The following is an 18,171-nucleotide window of genomic DNA, read 5'->3' on the forward strand; positions in this document are numbered from 1 at the left end:
CGGCGGTGCAAGGATCGGCAACGAAAAAGGCCTCCACCGGTGCCGGGGGAGGCCTTTTGTGCAGAATGCGCCGGATAGGCGCTAATCGACCTTGAAGGCGATGTAGAGCGACGAATTGCCCCGCTTCACCAGGAAGCGGACGGCCGCCCCCTTCTTCCGGGCTGCAACGGCCTTTTCATAATCGTCGACCGTGGCGATCTTTTTGCCATTAACCTCTTTTACCACGTCGCCACGGGCGATCCCCGCCTCCTGTGCGACGCTGTCGGCGCTGAGGTCGGTCACCACCACCCCGCTGGTCTCCTTGCTGCGGAACCGGGCGGCCAGCTCCTTGGTCAGCGCCTGCACCGTGATCCCCAACTTGTCCGTGGCTGCACCGACCTTTTCCCCTTCCTCGCCGTCCTTCAGCTTGTCGATCGTAATGGCGATTTCCTCAGCCTTGCCGTCCCGCAAAATCTTGACCGTCGCCTTTTTGCCGACTGTCGTGGCCGCAACCAGGCGGGGGAGTTCGTTCATCTCGTTGATCTGCCTGCCGTCAAATTCGGTGATGATATCCCCGGCCCTGATGCCGGCCTTTTCCGCCGGGCTCTCCGGCAGCACATCGGCCACCAGCGCCCCTTTTTCGGCGGAAAGCCCGAACGACTGCGCCAGATCCGCTGTTACCGGCTGGATGGAGACGCCGAGCCACCCCCGTGTCACCTTCCCCTTGTCACGCAGTTGGGGGATGATTGACTTGGCCATGTTCACCGGAATGGCAAAGCCGATCCCCTGGCCCCCGGCAACGATGGCGGTGTTGATGCCGATCACCTCGCCCATGGCGTTAAACAGGGGGCCACCCGAGTTGCCGGGGTTGATGGAGGCGTCGGTCTGGATGAAGTCGTCATAGGGACCGCTCCCGATGACCCGTCCCTTGGCGCTGACGATCCCGGCGGTCACCGTTTCGGCCAGGCCGAACGGGTTGCCGATGGCCATGACCCATTCACCCACTTGGATGGCATCGCTGTCGCCGAGCCTGGCCGCAGGCAGGTCGCCCTTGGCGTCGATTTTCAGCAGGGCCAGGTCGAGCTTCTCGTCCAGTCCCTTAATCTCGGCCTTGAACTCGCGGTTGTCGTCCAGCTTGACCTTGATTTCGTCGGCCCCGTTCACCACATGGCTGTTGGTGATGATGTAGCCCCCCTCGATCAGGAACCCCGAGCCGAGGCTGCGCTGCTTGTAGGCCTGGGGCTGCTGGCCCTCGAAGAACCGTTCGAAGAAGTCCTGGAACGGGTCGTTGCCGAACTGGTTCAGCGGAGGTTGAAACCGTCGCTGCGGTTTGATGGTTTTGGCAGTGCCGATATTGACCACGGTCGGTTTCAATTTTTTGGCCAGCTCTACGAAATCGGGAGGGCCGGCCTTGGCGAAACTCTCTTCGCCCACGACCAGGCATCCCAGGAGGAGCGCGAGAGACAGGGACAGAAGACGGACCACGAACTGAGACATGCTAAACCTCCTTGGGGTTGAATGCGCAAAATGTAATAATTCTCTCGGGCAATGTCAACCTGCACAATGGACGCAAAAGCCCCGGCAGCGAACTGCCGGGGCTTGATAACGATCAGATGGCACTGTTTCCTGCTAATCCTGTTCCTTGAGGATGTAGCCGACACCGCGAACCGTATGGATCAGCTTCTTGTCCGCATCGCGGTCGATCTTCTTCCGCAGGTAGTTGACATACACGTCGATGATGTTGGTGAAGCTGTCGAAGGTGTAGTCCCAGACATGATCGGCGATCATGGTCCGCGTCAGCACCTGGTTCGGATTCCGCATGAAGTATTCCAGGAGCGCATACTCCTTGGCGGTCAGATCGATCTCCTTGTCGCCGCGCCACACCTTGTGGGTGACCGGGTCGAGCTTCAGGTCGCCGAAACGGAGCTCGGCGCCGCGGTCCATCTCGCTTCGCCGGATAAGCGCCTTTACCCTGGCGAGCAGTTCGGCAAACGCGAACGGCTTGGTCAGGTAGTCGTCGGAGCCCGACTCCAGACCGGCCACGATATCTTCCACCGTATCCTTGGCAGTCAGCATCAGGACCGGGGTCGAGACGCGGCGGTCCCGCAGCTCCTTGAGCAGCGAGAGGCCGTCCCGCTTCGGCAGCATCCAGTCCAGCACCAGGAGGTCATATGCCTTTTCCAGTGCCAGCTTCAGCCCCTCCTCGCCATCCGCGGCCACATCGACTTCAAACTTCTCTTCTTCCAGTCCCCGTTTGATAAAGCTGGAAACCTTTTTTTCATCTTCAACCACGAGAATTCGCATTTGTTCCGACCTCCTCATGCACTGGTATTCACCCGCTCGAAGCGCAATGTGTGTACTGCTTATGTAGTCAGACCGAGTCCGGTCATTTTTTTCAGTATCTCGCTGGCTGCCTCTTCCACCGACTTGTGGGTGATGTCAATCACCAGCCACTGGGAATTGCGGCGGTAGAGCTGTTTACAGCAGATCACCTCGTCCACGACCTCGTCATAGTTGGCGTATTTGCCCCGCGGATTCTGGTGCAACTGAAGCAGGCGGGCCGCCCTGAGTTCGGCCAGACGACGCGCCTCCACCAACAGACCGACCACCCGGTTCTGGTCGATCTCGAACAGCTCCTTGGGCGGATCGATCCCCTTTACCAGCGGCACATTCGCAACCCGGTACCCCTTGTGGGCTAGGTACATGGAGAGCGGAGTCTTGGATGTCCGCGAAGCTCCCACCAGAACGATGTCCGCCCGGTAGAGATGCCTCAGCTCCTGACCGTCGTCCTGCTTTACCGTGAAATTTACCGCGTCCACCCGCCTATAGTATTCTGCGTTCATTTCATACAGGAGCCCGGGCTCCTGTTGCGGGGGCAGGTTGAAAAATTCCGACAGCTTGTACAGGAGCGGGCTCAGCAGGTCAACGGCATCCAGTCCCCGCTCTTCGACCTTTTCCTGCAGAAACTGGGCAAGCTCTCCGTTTACCAGGGTATAGATGATGATGCCGGGATTGGCCACAATCACGTCGATGATATCGACGATTTCCGCTTCCTCCCTGATCCGGGTGAAACGGTTGACGTGGATCTCCACATCCTTGAACTGCGAGAGGACCGCTCTCACAACCCGATCAACGGTCTCTCCGGTAGCATCGGAGAGCAGGTAAAGTTCTTTAGCCAAATGTCACCGCATATCTGGTTTAGCTGCTCTTAATTAAGCACAATAGCATACTATCATTAAAGAGCAACAAAATTTCAACTGCCGATTAAAAATTCCTGTCGAATCTCTCCCTGAAGTTCCGGCCTGGAGACTATCCGGGCCGCGGTCATGGCCATGGCCGTAGCCCCCTCCAGAACCGCCTGGCGTCCACCTTCCGTCACGGTGGCACGGGCGAATTCGGCCGTATGGATATGCAGCCCGACACCGATCGGCACATGGGGGTGGATGGTGGGGACCACCCGCGAAACATTGCCGATGTCCGACGAGCCTTTGTGTATATATGGCGGCGCCGTGGAAATCTCAAGCCCGAGGTATGCCAGCTGCTCCGCATACACCCCGGAATAGGAGTCGAGGATCATGAGCGGTGCCAGCACCCCGGGTTCTGCCAACACTTCAAGTCGGCAGCCGGTCGCCAGGGCCGCCCCCCTGGCACAGTCGGTCACCCGTTCCCGGACGGCCAGCAGCTCCTCCAGGTCATCGGCCCGGACGTAGAAGAAGCAGGCGGCCCGTTCGGGAATGATGTTGGGAGCTTTGCCCCCGTCGGTGATGATGCCGTGCACCCGGACATCCTGCCTTAGTTGCTGGCGCAGGGCGTTGACGCTATTGAATGTCTGGATCACGGCATCGAGGGCATTGATACCCTCTTCGGGATAGGCTGCCGCATGGGACGGCTTGCCGTGAAAAATATAGCGGATCTTGGCGAGACCCAGCCAGTGTTTGAAGACTCGCCGCCGGGAAGAGGGATGCACCATCATGGCAAAATCGATATCGCTGAAACAGCCCGCTTCGATCATGGCCACCTTGCCGACCCCCATCTCCTCAGCCGGTGTGCCAAGGACCACGATCCGGGCATCCGTGGTGGCCAGTGCGCGGCACAGGGCACAGGCAGCGCCGACGGCGGCCGCGGCAATGATGTTGTGGCCGCAGGCGTGTCCCAGGTCGGGGAGGGCATCCATTTCCGCCAGGATGGCAATGGTCGGCCGTCCCTCGCCCCAGGCGGCCCGGAAAGCGGTCGGCATCCCCGCGGCACCTTTCTCGACCCTGAATCCATTCCGTTCCAGAACAGTGGTCAGAAGCTCGGCGGCCCGGACCTCGTTCAGACCGGTTTCCGGATGGCGGTGCAGTTCCCCGGCAATGGACCAGAGCTCTTCCCGCTGTTCCTGTACCGCCGCAATGATGGCAGTGCGTATATCTTCCAGACGGATCACCTTTGAAGTAATTTTAATGAAATTACTTGTCAGTCAAGCGGTTGTCAAGGGTTTTTATTGTCAATAGTGCGCCATTCTGGTAGGTTAGCGCCGCAACTGCCCGTACGTGATGAAAGGAACCTCATGACCTCCTCCACCTGGCTGGAAATCGCCTGCCGCGTGCCCGCCTCCCTTGTCGACCAGGTCGCCGACGAGCTCGTTGCCCTGACCGGCAGTGGCGTCTGCGTCGACAACCAGACCCTCGACACCTTTTCCCTGGATACCGTGGCAGAACCGCCGGTCGTGACGATCAAGGCATATCTGCCGGACGAGACCAGCGCCCGTGAGACGGTAGCTGCCATCCAGAAGCTTCTGGACGACCTCGTACCGGGTGCGCACACCGTAGCGGTCGTTACCCCGGTCCACCAGGAAGACTGGGCCAACAGCTGGAAAGAGCATTTCAAGCCCACCAGGGTCGGAGAGCGGCTGATCGTTGCCCCCACCTGGGAGCCTTATGCTGCGGAACCGGGCGACCTCGTCATCCGCCTGGACCCGGGGATGGCATTCGGCACCGGCACCCACGCCACCACCCGCCTCTGTCTCCAGGCACTGGAACAGATCCTGGCATCCTGCCCGGCAGCCAACACCCTTGACGTGGGGTGCGGCTCCGGCATCCTGGCCATTAGCGCGGCCCTGCTCGGCAGCGGCCCGGTTATTGCCATCGATATCGACCCGGTCGCCGCGGAGGTAACGACGGAGAATGCCCGGCTGAACGGTGTCGAGGAACGGATCGCCGCCTCCATCACCCCGCTGCAGTTGGTCTCCGGCCGCTTTGATATCGTCGTTGCCAATATCCTGGCCGAGGATCTGGCCCGCATGGCCGGAGAGCTCGCCGCCAAGGTGGCGGCAGGCGGCTGGCTGGTCCTCTCCGGCATTCTGAACGAGAAGGAGTACGTGGTCACCTCCGCCTTCGACCGGCTCTTTCCGGCGCCGGCAACGGTCACCAGGGACGGTGACTGGTGTTGCCTGGTGTACCGCGCCACCCCATGAGCAGACGACGTATCCTTGTCACCGCCCGGCTCGCCCCCGGCACCGTTGCCACGCTCATTGGCAGCGAGCGCCATTATCTGGCAACGGTCCTGCGGCTGAAGACCGGAACGGAGCTCATCCTTGCCGATGGTGCGGGTCGGGAATTCATCGGCAGTATCAACCGGCTCGACAGCGACGGGGTGGAGATCGCCATCGGTGACGAGCTGCCCGCTCTGCAACCGGATGGACCGGCCATCACCATCTATCAGGGGATGCCCAAAGGGGAGAAGCTGGAACTGATCCTGCAGAAAGGGACCGAGCTGGGGGTCGGATCGATCGTCCCGTTTTACGCAGCCCGCTCTGTCCCGCGTCTGCGCGATGAGCGGATCGAGGGTCGACTGGAGCGCTGGGAGAGGATCGCCCGGGAAGCTGCCCGGCAGTGCGGTCGTCCGGACAGGCCACAGCTGGGGTTGGCCAGGAATCTGGCCGATGTGTTGCGCATGGGGGAACATTCTGTTAAGCTTCTCCTCTGGGAAGGGGAGAAGGCGGTGGGCCTCCGCCAGTTGCTGGCTGATACGCCACGGCCCGACAGCGTGGCTGTCATCATCGGGCCGGAGGGGGGACTCACCGGTGAAGAAGTGACCGCTGCCCGGGAGGCGGGTTATTGTTCCGTCACCATGGGGAAGCGGATACTCCGGACCGAAACGGCCGGCCTGGCGATACTGGCCATTCTCCAGCATGTATGGGGCGATTTGGGGTAGGAATAACGCACCAACCCGATCGGTGCGAAAGGAGCAATGTCTATGAAGTGTCCCAAGTGCGGTTTCAACAGCTTCGAGTATCTGGACAGCTGCAAAAAGTGCGGCAACGATCTGGCTGCCTTCAAAATGTCTCTCGGCATCCAGCCGGTTGTCATGCCACCGGGAGTTTTCTCGGGACAAGAGGCCACTTCAGAGGGGACGGAAGACTCCTTTATCCCTGAAACGTCAGCCATACCTGCTTCTGCTGCCGACGAGTTCGAGTTCGGAACGACATCGGTTGCCCCGGCTGAAGCACCGGCCATGACGGCTGAAGATGCCGCCTTTGGCGAAATCTCCTTCGACGATACTGCCAGCGATGCCACGACCTCCGGGTGGAGCGGCAGTGACCAGGCAGACGGCTTCTCGGGTCAGGAATTCGAAGGATTCAGCACTGAGCCGGTGGGAGCCCCGAAAGATGACGCGCTGGCCGATATGTTCGGTAAGGATGGGGCAAAGGCGGCCGAGAAAAAAACAGACCCCGATGACTTCTTCAATTCACCGGAACTGGCCGACCTCTTCAAAGACGACACAGAAGACAAAAAGTAGGGGCGAAGCACGGGCCTGATCTGCTTCGCCCTGTGTTCAGAATAGGGCGAAGCAGATGACTTTGCTCCTGACGTTCACCTACCCGGCAATCTGACAAACCTTCAGCAACTCCCCGCCGAACGCCGCCGCCTGCCAACCCTTGAGCCCTGCGCCGGCTGCCAGCTCCTCCAGGGAAGACGGCCCCAGGTCGGCAAGTCCCTCCAATGTCTTGTTGTTCACCAGCACGCCTCCTGCCACGCCCAGTCCCTGTGCCGTCTGCTCGCGCCAGCACTTCAGGGCCTTGAGACGCTGCTCCTGCGCCCGACTCCGCTCCGGGCGCCGCTCTCTCGGATAGCGCGGTTGTCGTGCCGCCGGCACGTTGACTCCTTTGGCAATGACCGCTAACAGCTGTTTGCCGTAACGCTCGGCGAGTCGTGGCGACAGGCCGCTGATTCCGGCCAGCTCGGCAGCGGCAGCAGGCTTGCGTTCAGCCAGTTCCCGAATCGTCTCGGTTCCCAGTATCTTGAACGGCGGTACATCCCGCCGCTCGGCCTCCTGTTCGCGAAAGCGCAGCAGTTCCTCCAGCACCGCCATCGTTGGCGGGGTCATGCGGGCCGCCCCCTTGAATCGCAGGAACAGCGGCTCATCGCCCCGTTCGGTCATCCGCACTCCGGTCAGCAGCTCGCACTCTTCCAGCACCCATGCCAACCGTCCCTTGGCCGTCAGTTCCGCCTCCAGCTGCCGACACAGCTCCGGCAACAGGGTGGTATCCTTTGCCGCGTAATCGATCATTTCGGGCGGTAACGGGCGTCGGGTCCAGTCTGCCTGCTGATAGCGCTTGTCCAGCTCCACGCCGAACCGCTTGCGTAGCATGGCTGCCAGCCCCACCTCGGGCTCGCCGAGGAACTGGCAGGCAATCATGGTGTCGAACAGGTTGCTGACCGTCATACCGAAATCACGGTGCAGCATCCGTACGTCATAATCGGCTCCGTGGAACACCTTGCGGATGGCGGGATCTGCCAGGAGCGGGGCCAGCGCCGAGAGATCAAGGCCGGCCAGAGGGTCGATCACCAGTGTCTCGGTTGGGGTGGAGACCTGCAGCAGGCAAACCTTTTCCCGATAGTGGTGCATGGAGTCCGCTTCCAGGTCCCAGGCCAGCAGCGGTTCGCCGGACATGCGCGCGGCAGCCTGCTCCAGGGCGGCGGTGGTGGTGATCATAGTAATTGGTGTCAAAATCGTTCCCTTCGGTATACGTTCAGGATGTGAAACGCACGGTTGCGCATACTGTCTGCTTGCGAGGCATCCAGCGGTTCACCCCTGGTCAAATGTTGTTACGATCCGGTAGAGGGTCGTTCGTTGCGCGGCCCGGAAGCCGGCACCGTGGATGAGGTTCACCATCTCGTCCCCGCTCATCCGGAAGCGGCAGCCGGCGGCGGCCACCACGTTCTCTTCCAGCATGGTCCCCCCGAGATCGTTGGCGCCGAAGAACAGGGCCACCTGGGCCATCTTTGCCCCCTGGGTCACCCAGCTCGCCTGGATGTTGGGTATATTGTCCAGTACGATACGGGACAGGGCCAGCACCTTCAGATACTCCACGCCGGTGGCGGTCTGCCCCCCCAACTCCGTGTTGCCCGGCTGAAAGGTCCAGGGGATGAAGGCGGTGAAGCTGCCGCCGTCCGCCTGGAGTTCCCGTACCCGGAAGATATGCTCCACGACCTCTTCAGGCGTCTCCGTGCTGCCGAACATCATGGTCGCCGTGGTCGGCAGCCCCTGGCGGGCCGCCTCCCGCATTACCGCGGCCCATCCTTCCCAGCCGATCTTCCTGGGGGAGATCTCAGCCCTTACCCGGTCCACCAGGATCTCTGCTCCGCCCCCCGGCACGGAGTCCAGCCCGGCTGCCTTGAGGCGGCTGACGGTTTCCGGCAGGGAGAGCTTCGACACCCGGGCGATCTGGGTGATCTCGGCCGGCGACAGGGAATGGTTCTGCACGGCCGGAAAACGGGCCTTGATCTCGCGGAACAACCGCTCGAACCAGTCGATCCCCAGCCCGGGGTGGAGTCCCCCCTGCATCAGGAGCTGGGTCCCCCCTTGGGCAACCAGCTCCCGGATCTTGGCGAAGATCTCCTCTTCGGCCAGAAGATAGGCGTCCGTGGCCCCCTCGTCCCGATAGAACGCGCAGAATCGGCACTTGGACTCGCAGATGTTGGTGTAGTTGACGTTCCGGTCCTTCACAAAGGTGACCAGGTTGTCCGGGTGGAGCCGGCAACGGATGCCGTTCGCCAGCTTTCCAACCTGGATCAGGTCGGCATCGGTCAGGAGGCGGAGGGCATCGGACCGGGTGATGGCCGCGCCCTGTTCGACGTTGCGGATAATGGTTGCGACGGCATTCATGATCGTCACCGCTCCGCCAGGGCCAGCCGGACGCCGAGCAGGGCAAAGATGCCGGCGGCGAGCCAGCCGAACTGCTGGCCGGCCCGTGGCCGCTTTGAGATCCAGCCGCCGACGCTGCCGGAGAAAAAGCCGATCAGGGAGAATATGACCAGTGCCTGGGCCATGAAGAGGAGCCCGAGCAGCACCATCTGCAGCGGGATGCTGCCGGCGTCACGGTTCGCGAACTGGGGGAGGAAGGCAAGAAAGAAGAGCGCCACCTTGGGGTTAAGGACATTCATGACAAAGCCGCGCCGAAAGAGCGCCGCAACCGAAGGGCCATCAACCGCACCGCTAGCCGGCAGTGCCAGCAGCCCCCCCTCGCGCACTGCCTGCCAGGCCAGATAGAGCAGGTAGGCGGCGCCGGCGTACTTCACGAGCTGAAAGGCGAGGGCCGAGGAGTAGAAGAGCGCCGAGATCCCGGCCGCGGCGGCCAGGGTATGGACCGTGACGCCGCTGCACATCCCCCAGGCAGTGATGATGGCGGCCCGGCGGCCCCGGCTGAGCCCCTGGGTCACGACAAAGATGTTGTCCGGTCCGGGCGCCACGGTCAGGGCCATGGAGGCACCGAGAAAGAGAAGGATGGTGGTTATGGTGGTTATGGTCATAGCGATCGTTCCTTAAAATACCCGCAGTTCGTTGTACAGCGTGTCCCGCTCCACCGGCACCCGCCCGGCCTTGCGGATCATGGCGATGATGCCGTCCCGGCTCATGGCTTTGGGGGAGTCTGCACCGGCGTCGTGGCCGATCTTCTCCTCCACCACGGTGCCGTCCAGATCGTTGACCCCGAAGGCCAGCGACACCTGGGCGATCTTCTCCCCCAGCATCACCCAGTAGGCCTTGATATTGGCGAAGTTATCCAGGTAGAGCCGGGCCACGGCCAGGGTCTTCAGGTCGTCCACACCGCCGCTGGCAGGGTTTTTCAAGTGCCCCAGCGGGTTGTTTTCGGACTGGAAGGCCAGGGGGATGAAAACCTGGAATCCGCCGGTCTCGTCCTGCAGTTCCCGCAGCCGCCGCATGTGGTCGACCCGGTCGGCATGGCTCTCCACATGGCCGTAGAGCATGGTGGCGTTGGACTTCAGGCCGGCCCGGTGGACCTCGGCCATGACCGCCAGCCAGCGTTCGCCGCTGATCTTCTCGGGACAAAGCTGGTCCCGCACCGGCTGTGCCAGGATCTCCGCCCCGCCGCCGGGGAGCGAACCGAGTCCGGCCGATTTCAGTGCCGTCAGGGTGTCCGGCACGGAGAGCCTGGCCAGCCCGGCCAGGAAGTCGATCTCAACGGCCGTGAACGCCTTGATATGCAGGAGCGGCGACACCTCGCGTACCGTGCGGAGCATGTCGAGGTAAAAGTCGAACGGGAGGTCGGGATGCAGTCCGCCGACGATGTGGATCTCGGTCGCCCCCTGGGCCAGCGCCTCTTCGGCCCGGCGCCGGATTTCGTCCAGGTCGTAGCAGTAGGCCCCCGGTTCGTCAGCGGTCCGGGAAAACGCGCAGAACTTGCAGCGGTTCACACAGATGTTGGTGTGGTTGATGTGCCGGTTGACGTTGAAAAAGACCCGCCGGCCGTTCTTCCGCTCGTTGACTAGGGCTGCCAGTTCTCCCACTGCCAGCAGGTCGGCGGATTCGAACAGGAAGAGGGCTTCGTCGTCGCTGAGACGGATGTTGTTATGTACTTTTTCTGTAATTTGTTCAATGGTCATGGAAGACCTTTTCATTTAGTGGAGTATGAGTACTAAAACTTGGAATAAAGCACAGATGTTACTGTATGGTCAATAAGTGGTGTTTCAACGTTAAAGAGCGCTATTGTCCCTTATCCGTGCTTTCCCTGGGAGAGCCCCTGTTCAACCAGGCTCACGACCATGACGGGTTCAAAGGTATTTTCCGTGCGGACGTCGCTCATACGCGTGGGTTCCTAAATGTCTAAAAATGTCTAAATTGATGTCCAACTATTCCTGTTTAGACATTTTCAAGGCCGTGCCCTCAGAATAGACAACTCCATTAATTTAGCTAGTTACAAAAGGCATCAGGCCTTTCTTCTCTTCTGGGATTTGTCGGGAACATCCGGAAGTTTGTCTAAAAGTATTTTTTCAAAGGTGGAATTCTCGAACAGAGCGATTTCGGTCCTAAGCACCTGATACGAGATAGCCACTGTCAGCAAGAGTTGCCAGCATAGTTTCTTCCATGGCGCAAAAGGCACGTACCGAACGAAGTGGTGAAAAGTCGGCAATTGATTGCGATACCAGGAAAGCACACTTGTGGAGATTCAGCTTTTTCAGACGTGTTCCTTTGAGATCGCTTGATTTTCGTATGAGTTCAAACAATCGCTCCTTAGGATCTGGAAGGCTCTCAACTTTGTTTAGACGGGGAAGATTCAGAGCCGTCAATCCATTCGGGTTTCCAGCAGCCCTGCGAATTGCCTCCTTGTCGAAGAGCAGCCATGCCTCTTGCATTCTGACCGGAATAACGCAGATAACCGGTGGACAATTGAGGCCATGAACTGCCTCGGTGATTTGCCGAAAGCGTACACCAAAAGACTCCTTCTCGGCATCCCGGTGGATGAAGAGAATATCGCACGGATAGAGATCTAGCGTCGTTGTAATCTTTTCCGGCAATGTTTTTGGTGGTCGAGGGAGCCTGCCAAGATCTGCCCAAGCCGAATCCACGGAAGATTCTGGACAATGCTGATGGAATAACCAGTCAAGAATCGGCATCAACATTCTGTCCGAACTTCCGTCGGATAACAATGTGTAGCGGATTGTGCTCATTTCGGTTCCGCCACAAAAACATTCGGCAGATATGGCTGCAGATCCGGACGATCAATAACCCGGCGCTTCAAAGGAATCACCTTGTTTTTCCTACTGGACGCTCCATACTCATGATCCGGCTCCTCGGGCGCGACGGGGTTCAGATAGGACAACAGCTTGCCTTTGGAAATAACAGCAATCTCCCCAACCGCCTTCTTGTGGCGCCAGGTATCCGGAAGTGGACTGAAGCGAACTGCTTTACATCGCTTGCCGGATAAATTTATTTCAACGGACTCAGCCACCAGCAGGCTGTCTTCTGGTATCTGGGCAACAACCGCCGGAGAATGTGTGTTGATGATGACCTGGCGGAGCGGGTTGTCAGACCCGATTGATTCATCGGTATCCATGGCGATATCCTGCAGCAGGTTCAACATGGCGGGTATTCGTTCAGGATGAATGCCGTTTTCAGGCTCCTCAAGACAGATCAGGCCGGAAGTTTCAACATCAAGCTCCAGAACTGCGAGCGCCAGAAAGCGCAGCGTTCCATCCGAGAGAGAGCGTGCGGAGTGCGGTGTTCCATCACGTCCCGTAACTATGGCGGTCAGAAGTTCTCTCTTCTCGTCGTAGTCTACCGATATTTCCTTTACGTCGTCGATGAGGTCGGCCAGTCTGTTGGCAACCTGGGCGAACAGAGCTGTTGCGGCACTATCGGCTTCGTTGTATTTCTGCTCGGAGTGGACTTGTGATTTAGGCAGATGGTAAAGAGTCGCGGCAAGGTGGGAACCATCTGCTCCGAGTTTTGTCGGGGCGGATATTTCATCCGACTTGCGCAGTGCCGCCGGTTCCAGTTGCAGCAAGCGCCACGATTGCATTTCACGCTTGGCCATGAGCGCGGTCGGGCTCTCGGCGGCATTCGTGTTTGACAATACGGTGCGTGGCAGGGTTGTGGCAAGGAACGAGCGCGGCTTGCCACCTCCGCCACCATCCTGATGGAGCTTGATGACCCGCTCTTTCCCATCCCCTTCCGTGGAGATGAAATCCCCGCCGCTTCTACGCCCAATCACGGCACTGTTTCTCCAGTTGCTGACCGAATGCGGGAAAAGAAAGTGCTTCGATGCGTCCCCCTTATTGATATGGGTCAATTCCTCCCGCAACAGTTCCAGACCACCTAGCCTGTGGCCATTATCCGACCGGTAACCAATTGTTATTGCATAACGTAGTGAGGTTATAGTTGCATGCGCTTCCTGCCCCAGATCATCAGTGCCTTTCAGAGGGACGATCATTTCCACCTCGAAAGACATCTGCCGGTCAAACTCATTCCCCACGCGATGAAATAGCGCCCGGATGTCGGACGTTCGCCCCTCCTCATCACGCACCGATTTTGCCGCGTCCAGCAGTGGTTTGTCCGCCAGGGCGCTCAGGAACATGATGGCATCGAAGAGATTTGACTTGCCAACACCATTTACCCCGGCAATACACGTAAAAGGTCCGAACCGTACATCCACATCGACAAGATTCTTAAAGCCGGTCACCTTCAATCTGGTCAGCATGATTGATGTCTCCTGTGCTTATCTGGTTGTCCAGAACTGGTCAGCGACATGCTTATACTCCCCATCGCTGAAACAGCAGGTGTTCCACCCCCAGCTGATCCAGCACCTTTCCGACCATGAAGTCGACCAGATCGTCCATCGTTTCCGGTTTGCCGTAAAAGCCGGGCATGGCCGGCACGATCCTTACCCCGAGGCGGGCGAGCTTCAGCATGTTTTCCAGATGGATGGCGGACAGGGGGGTCTCCCGCGGGACCAGCAGAAGCGGACGTCCCTCCTTGTGCATGCAGTCGGCAGTCCGCTCCAGGAGGGTGCCGGAGAGGCCGGCGGCTATCCGGGCCAGGCTCCCCATGGAGCAGGGGGCAACGACCATGGCATCCGGGGCGCTGGAACCGCTGGCGACCGGGGCAATGAAGTCGTCCTCGGCATAGTAAGAGATGACGGGCTCGAAAACGGTTTCATCCCTGCCCATTGAGATCGCAGCGGCAAAGTAATCCCATGCCTTCTCCGTCACCGCTTCCGGCGCCCCTTCCCAGTCAAGGCCGCACTCTTCGCGTAACACCGTGAAGCCGCAGCGGCTGATCAACAGCGTTACCCGGATGCCGGAGCGGAGCAGTTCTTCGGTGAGCCTGAGGCCGTAGAGTGCGCCGGAGGCGCCGGTGATGGCGAGAACGATGTGCCGTGCCGTCATGCCACCCCCTTCCCGGTCAGGACATCAACCAGGGTGGCCACAAAGATGATGATGCTGATATAGCCGTTCATGGTGAAGAACGCCATATCCAGCCTCGCCAGGTCGCCGTCGCGAAGCAGCCAGTGCTCGTAGCAGAGGAGCCCCGTGGCCGCCACGATCCCGGCCAGGAAAAAGCCCCCCACCGGCAGCAGACTGCAGAGTGTTGCCAGCAGAACCACCATGACCAGTGAAAAGAGGCGGGCCGTCCAGAGGGAACCGTTCACCCCGAGCCGTACCGGGATCGAGTGCAGCCCCCGTGCCCGGTCGAACTCCAGATCCTGCAGGGCGTAGAGGATGTCGAAACCTGCCACCCAGAAGAGGACCGCCAGTCCGAGCAGCACGGCCGGGAGATCGACAGTCCCGCGGATGGCGATCCAGGCGCCCACCGGCGCCGCGCCCAGGCAGAGACCCAGCACCAGGTGGGCGAGGGCGGTGAACCGCTTGCAGTAGGAGTAGAGGACCAGGAAGAAGAGCGCAACCGGTGCGAGTTTCAGACAGAGCGGATTCAGGCGGGCAGCGGCGTACAGCATGAGCAGGATCGCGAGGACGATGAACAGCACGACCGTCCCTTTGCCCAGGAGTCCGGCCGGAATGGCCCGGCTCTTTGTCCGCGGATTCTCGCCGTCGATCTCCGCATCGATCACCCGGTTGAGCCCCATGGCCGCGGTGCGCGCCCCTACCATGGCCATGACGATCCAGAATATCTGCTGCCACGACGGGAGTCCCTGCGCTGCTAAGAGCGCCCCGGTCAAGGCGAAGGGGAGGGCGAAGATGGTGTGGGAGAACTTGATCATCTCCAGGAAGACCTCAATGCGGGATACTATGGTCATAGCTGTACCTTCGTGACAGTTCATCGGCGCTTCTTCCGGCAAACCGTTATTTTTAACATTTCAAGGCCATGGCAGCAATCCTTTTGACAGCCGGCGGCATGCATGCGCCTATTCCTCATAGGTGGAGTGGAGCTTAAGCACACATCTTCTGGTAGCGGTGCATACCCTACCCTATTTCCGCAGCTTTTCGCAACCCTTGCGGGCCTTCGGCAGCGTTTATTGTGCTTGAATTCATGGGGCAATCTGCCATAATAAACCGCTTCGCCACAGAACCCCAGCAGCAGGAGCACCAGACACCATGCCGGTTTATCAAGGACAGCACCCCCAACAGCCGCACAACCGCCGACAGCGGCGGAGCGGCTTTCGCACCATCACCATCATCGTCATTGTCGCCATCCTCATCGCCCTGATGGCCGGCTTCGGCTATACGGCCTACATCTTCGCCACCCTCCCGAAAGTCGACCGGTTGGCCGACTACCGGCCGCCCATCGTTTCCCAGGTCTTCGGTGACGACGGCAGCCTGGTGGGCGAATTCTACCTCGAGCGACGCAAGGTGGTGGAGGTGAACAAGATTCCCCGCCGCCTGATCCAGGCCTTTGTCTCCGCCGAGGATGCCAACTTTTACAAGCACAGTGGGATCGACTACCTGGGAATTGCTCGGGCAGCGTTCAAGAACGTCATCTCCCTCCGCAAGAAGGAGGGAGCCTCCACCATCACCCAGCAGGTGGCCAAGTCCATGCTCCTGACGCCGGAGAAGAAGTTCTCCCGCAAGATCAAGGAGGCGATCCTCGCCACCCGGATGGAGAAGAAGCTTTCCAAGGACGAAATCCTCTACATCTACCTGAACCAGATCTACCTGGGAGGCGGGGCCTACGGAGTTCAGCTTGCTGCGGAAACCTATTTCGGCAAGAACGTGGAGCAGCTGACCCTGGCCGAGATGGCCATGCTGGCAGGCCTTCCCAAGGCGCCCAACAGCTACTCCCCCATTAAACACATGGACCGGGCCAAAGAGCGGCAGGCCTATGTGCTGGAGCGGATGGTGAAGGAAGGGTACATCACCCAGGCCGAGGCCGACTATGCCAAGAATACCCCCATCGTGATCCAGTCGATGAAGAAGGTGAACAACGACCAGTCCGCCTACTTCCTGGAGCAGATCAGGATCCAACTGGTGGAGCATTATGGCGAGGAGCGGCTTTACAAGGACGGCCTGCGTATCTACACCACCATGAACGCCGAGATGCAGAAGGGAGCCTACGACGCGGTGGTGAACGGCCTCAAGGCCCTGGACAAGCGCCAGGGGTTCCGCGGCCCGCTCCGCTACCTGAACGAAGGTGAGGTGGAACCGTTCTGCAGGAAGGTCGAGGACGGCATAGACACCGTTGCCCTGAAGCAGGGGGCCATCTTTCAGGGGGTAGTTACAGCGGTCAATCCGGCAAACGGGGACGTGACCGTCCGCGTCGGTGACCGGACCGGCTCGCTCACCCGCAGGCAGATGGCCTGGGCCGGAAAGGTCGAACTTATCGCCACCTACGGCAAGCCGGACGGTAAAGGGAAGGCGCTGCCGCTGGGGAGCGTCATCAACGTGTCGGTGGTTACGTCGGACGTCAACAAGACCGGTGCTCTCTTCGCCCTGGATCAGGAACCAGAGGCCCAGGCGGCTCTGGTGGCCATAGATCCCCGCACCGGCGGGGTCAGGGCGCTGGTCGGCGGGTACGACTTCAAAAAGAGTCAGTTCAACCGGGCCGTTCAGGCCCGTCGCAACCCCGGCTCCGCCTTCAAGCCGATCATCTACGGGGCAGCCCTGGAAAAAGGGATGACCGCTGCCGCCATCATCGACGATGCCCCGGTGGAGTACGAAAGCGGTAGGGAGAAGGCCTGGAAGCCCAAGAATTACGACAATATCTACCGCGGCAGCGTCACCATGCGGGAGGCGTTGACCAACTCCATCAACGTGGTGAGCGTCAAGATCCTGGAACAGATCGGGGTAGCATCGGCCATCGAGTTTGCCAAGAAGCTGGGGATCACCTCCCCCCTGGAAGCCAACCTGACCCTGGCGCTCGGCTCCTCCAGCCTCACCCCCCTGGAACTGACCAACGCCTATGCCGTCTATGCCTCGGGCGGCTATCGCCTCACCCCGTACTTCGTCACCAAGGTGACCGACCGGGACGGGAGAGTGCTTGAGGAGATCCCCACCCCGACAATCCCGGTCTTCACCCAGCCCAGTTCGGCCATGGGGGAGGACGCGCCGATTACCCTGAACCAGTCGGGTCAACCGACCCAACAAATCCAGCCGGCACCCGTTGCCTCCCCCCTCGCGCCGGTGCCGGCCACGTCGCCGGAGGTGGCCTATATCATGACCAACCTGATGGAAAGCGTAGTCACCAGCGGTACGGGTCAGCGCGCCCGGGCACTGGGACGGCCGGTAGCCGGCAAGACCGGCACCACCAACGACATGAAGGATGCCTGGTTCGTCGGGTACATTCCCCAGTTGGTGGCCGGCGTCTGGGTCGGCTACGACCAGGAACGGTCACTGGGCTCCGGCGGCTCCGGCGGCCATGCTGCCGCCCCTATCTGGACCGAGTTCATGCAGCGGGCCGTGGCCGGACTCCCCTATATGGACTTCACCCCTCCCCGGAACATCACCTTAGCCAGGATTAATCCTCGTACAGGCAAGCTGGCTCGGGAAGGAAGCGAGGGGAGCGTCATGGAATGCTTTGTATCGGGGACTGAGCCGACGTCATATGACGGAGAGTAGATCTGACGCGGCTTCACAGCTTAAAAAAATATTTTTTTCTTAAAATAATTCCTTGCAATGCCGAAAATTATGTCTATAGTTTGAAAAACTTTCACAAATCAGGGAGGTATCGTATGACTAAAGCAGAACTCATCGATTCGGTCGCCAAATCCGCCAGCCTTACCAAAGCCGCTGCAGAGAAGGCCGTAAACGGCTTCATCTCCGCTGTGAGCGATGCGCTGAAAAAAGGTGACAGGGTCACCCTCGTTGGCTTCGGCAGCTTCGAGGTCTCCACCCGCAAGGCCCGCACCGGCCGCAACCCGCAGACCGGCAAAGAGATCAAGATTGCTGCTGCCAAGGTGCCCAAGTTCCGTCCGGGCAAGGCCCTCAAGGACTCGGTTACCTCCAAGAAGAAGTAAGC

At 60.1% G+C, this 18,171-nt stretch carries 17 protein-coding genes; 5 read left to right on the top strand and 12 right to left on the bottom strand.

The annotated features are described in order from the left end of the window. Positions 1-81: 81 nt before the first annotated feature. From JN12_RS08495 to JN12_RS08510, 4 genes are all read right to left on the bottom strand, one after another. Positions 82-1,476, bottom strand: a complete 1,395-nt coding sequence (locus JN12_RS08495; RefSeq protein ID WP_145021132.1) for a DegQ family serine endoprotease — start codon at positions 1,474-1,476, stop codon at positions 82-84. A 132-nt stretch (positions 1,477-1,608) separates the two neighbouring features. Beyond that, positions 1,609-2,283, bottom strand: coding sequence for a response regulator transcription factor (locus JN12_RS08500; protein ID WP_145021135.1), 675 nt, complete (start codon positions 2,281-2,283; stop codon positions 1,609-1,611). 59 nt (positions 2,284-2,342) lie between these two features. Next, positions 2,343-3,158: a pyruvate, water dikinase regulatory protein gene (locus JN12_RS08505; protein ID WP_145021138.1), complete on the bottom strand. Its 816-nt coding sequence runs from the start codon at positions 3,156-3,158 to the stop codon at positions 2,343-2,345. Positions 3,159-3,232: 74 nt separating this feature from the next. Continuing rightward, positions 3,233-4,405, bottom strand: coding sequence for a M20 family metallopeptidase (locus JN12_RS08510; RefSeq protein ID WP_246125803.1), 1,173 nt, complete (start codon positions 4,403-4,405; stop codon positions 3,233-3,235). A 123-nt stretch (positions 4,406-4,528) separates the two neighbouring features. Here JN12_RS08510 and prmA point away from each other — a divergent pair, with 123 nt between their 5' ends. Genes prmA through JN12_RS08525 form a run of 3 tightly spaced genes read left to right on the top strand, consistent with a single transcriptional unit; the run spans position 4,529 to position 6,759 of the window. Next, positions 4,529-5,434, top strand: coding sequence for a 50S ribosomal protein L11 methyltransferase (gene prmA / locus JN12_RS08515; RefSeq protein WP_145021141.1), 906 nt, complete (start codon positions 4,529-4,531; stop codon positions 5,432-5,434). Next, positions 5,431-6,174 carry a 16S rRNA (uracil(1498)-N(3))-methyltransferase gene (locus tag JN12_RS08520; protein ID WP_145021144.1) on the top strand — a complete coding sequence of 248 codons (744 nt, stop codon included), beginning with the start codon at positions 5,431-5,433 and terminating at the stop codon, positions 6,172-6,174. The genes prmA and JN12_RS08520 overlap by 4 nt, the downstream gene beginning before the upstream one ends. Positions 6,175-6,216: 42 nt before the next feature. Then, the gene (locus tag JN12_RS08525; protein WP_145021147.1) at positions 6,217-6,759 is read left to right on the top strand and encodes a hypothetical protein; all 543 of its coding nucleotides are present in this window, start codon (positions 6,217-6,219) and stop codon (positions 6,757-6,759) included. Between the two features lie 78 nt (positions 6,760-6,837). Here JN12_RS08525 and JN12_RS08530 read toward each other — a convergent pair whose 3' ends face one another. From JN12_RS08530 to JN12_RS08565, 8 genes are all read right to left on the bottom strand, one after another. Next, on the bottom strand, positions 6,838-7,971 hold the full coding sequence (locus JN12_RS08530) for a ribonuclease D (protein WP_246125804.1): 1,134 nt from the start codon (positions 7,969-7,971) through the stop codon (positions 6,838-6,840). A 78-nt stretch (positions 7,972-8,049) separates the two neighbouring features. After that, positions 8,050-9,129 (bottom strand): cyclic dehypoxanthinyl futalosine synthase, encoded by a 1,080-nt coding sequence (gene mqnC, locus JN12_RS08535; protein WP_145021150.1) that lies wholly within the window; start codon positions 9,127-9,129, stop codon positions 8,050-8,052. Positions 9,130-9,134: 5 nt separating this feature from the next. After that, on the bottom strand, positions 9,135-9,773 hold the full coding sequence (locus tag JN12_RS08540; RefSeq protein WP_145021153.1) for a LysE family translocator: 639 nt from the start codon (positions 9,771-9,773) through the stop codon (positions 9,135-9,137). A 12-nt stretch (positions 9,774-9,785) separates the two neighbouring features. Beyond that, entirely contained in the window at positions 9,786-10,865 is a 1,080-nt protein-coding gene (mqnE, locus tag JN12_RS08545) for an aminofutalosine synthase MqnE (RefSeq protein WP_170241873.1), read from the bottom strand. Positions 10,866-11,288: 423 nt separating this feature from the next. Next, a complete protein-coding gene (locus JN12_RS08550) occupies positions 11,289-11,930 on the bottom strand; it encodes a DUF4276 family protein (RefSeq protein WP_145021159.1) in 642 nt (213 codons plus the stop codon). After that, positions 11,927-13,459 carry an AAA family ATPase gene (locus JN12_RS08555; RefSeq protein ID WP_145021162.1) on the bottom strand — a complete coding sequence of 511 codons (1,533 nt, stop codon included), beginning with the start codon at positions 13,457-13,459 and terminating at the stop codon, positions 11,927-11,929. Before JN12_RS08555 ends, JN12_RS08550 begins: the two co-directional genes overlap by 4 nt. A 52-nt stretch (positions 13,460-13,511) precedes the next feature. Then, positions 13,512-14,147 carry a UbiX family flavin prenyltransferase gene (locus JN12_RS08560; RefSeq protein WP_145021167.1) on the bottom strand — a complete coding sequence of 212 codons (636 nt, stop codon included), beginning with the start codon at positions 14,145-14,147 and terminating at the stop codon, positions 13,512-13,514. Beyond that, entirely contained in the window at positions 14,144-15,016 is an 873-nt protein-coding gene (locus JN12_RS08565) for a 4-hydroxybenzoate octaprenyltransferase (RefSeq protein ID WP_145021170.1), read from the bottom strand. Before JN12_RS08565 ends, JN12_RS08560 begins: the two co-directional genes overlap by 4 nt. A gap of 298 nt (positions 15,017-15,314) precedes the next feature. On the opposite strand from JN12_RS08565, the gene JN12_RS08570 reads away from it, so the two are divergent. Together JN12_RS08570 and JN12_RS08575 are read left to right on the top strand one after the other, a co-directional pair. Then, on the top strand, positions 15,315-17,771 hold the full coding sequence (locus tag JN12_RS08570) for a penicillin-binding protein 1A (RefSeq protein WP_145021173.1): 2,457 nt from the start codon (positions 15,315-15,317) through the stop codon (positions 17,769-17,771). A gap of 113 nt (positions 17,772-17,884) precedes the next feature. Beyond that, positions 17,885-18,169, top strand: a complete 285-nt coding sequence (locus JN12_RS08575; protein ID WP_145021176.1) for an HU family DNA-binding protein — start codon at positions 17,885-17,887, stop codon at positions 18,167-18,169. The last annotated feature ends 2 nt before the right edge of the window (positions 18,170-18,171 follow it).

This window comes from Geobacter argillaceus (assembly GCF_007830735.1).
GTDB lineage: Bacteria > Desulfobacterota > Desulfuromonadia > Geobacterales > DSM-12255 > Geomobilibacter > Geomobilibacter argillaceus.

Excerpts from the sequence above, each read along its gene's own strand:
- JN12_RS08550 (WP_145021159.1), bottom strand. The coding sequence starts at position 11,930 with ATGAGCACAATCCGCTACACATTGTTATCCGACGGAAGTTCGGACAGA.
- prmA (WP_145021141.1), top strand. The coding sequence starts at position 4,529 with ATGACCTCCTCCACCTGGCTGGAAATCGCCTGCCGCGTGCCCGCCTCC.
- JN12_RS08520 (WP_145021144.1), top strand. The coding sequence starts at position 5,431 with ATGAGCAGACGACGTATCCTTGTCACCGCCCGGCTCGCCCCCGGCACC.
- JN12_RS08565 (WP_145021170.1), bottom strand. The coding sequence starts at position 15,016 with ATGACCATAGTATCCCGCATTGAGGTCTTCCTGGAGATGATCAAGTTC.
- JN12_RS08560 (WP_145021167.1), bottom strand. The coding sequence starts at position 14,147 with ATGACGGCACGGCACATCGTTCTCGCCATCACCGGCGCCTCCGGCGCA.
- JN12_RS08540 (WP_145021153.1), bottom strand. The coding sequence starts at position 9,773 with ATGACCATAACCACCATAACCACCATCCTTCTCTTTCTCGGTGCCTCC.
- JN12_RS08495 (WP_145021132.1), bottom strand. The coding sequence starts at position 1,476 with ATGTCTCAGTTCGTGGTCCGTCTTCTGTCCCTGTCTCTCGCGCTCCTC.
- mqnC (WP_145021150.1), bottom strand. The coding sequence starts at position 9,129 with ATGAATGCCGTCGCAACCATTATCCGCAACGTCGAACAGGGCGCGGCC.
- JN12_RS08525 (WP_145021147.1), top strand. The coding sequence starts at position 6,217 with ATGAAGTGTCCCAAGTGCGGTTTCAACAGCTTCGAGTATCTGGACAGC.
- mqnE (WP_170241873.1), bottom strand. The coding sequence starts at position 10,865 with ATGACCATTGAACAAATTACAGAAAAAGTACATAACAACATCCGTCTC.
- JN12_RS08500 (WP_145021135.1), bottom strand. The coding sequence starts at position 2,283 with ATGCGAATTCTCGTGGTTGAAGATGAAAAAAAGGTTTCCAGCTTTATC.
- JN12_RS08575 (WP_145021176.1), top strand. The coding sequence starts at position 17,885 with ATGACTAAAGCAGAACTCATCGATTCGGTCGCCAAATCCGCCAGCCTT.
- JN12_RS08570 (WP_145021173.1), top strand. The coding sequence starts at position 15,315 with ATGCCGGTTTATCAAGGACAGCACCCCCAACAGCCGCACAACCGCCGA.
- JN12_RS08555 (WP_145021162.1), bottom strand. The coding sequence starts at position 13,459 with ATGCTGACCAGATTGAAGGTGACCGGCTTTAAGAATCTTGTCGATGTG.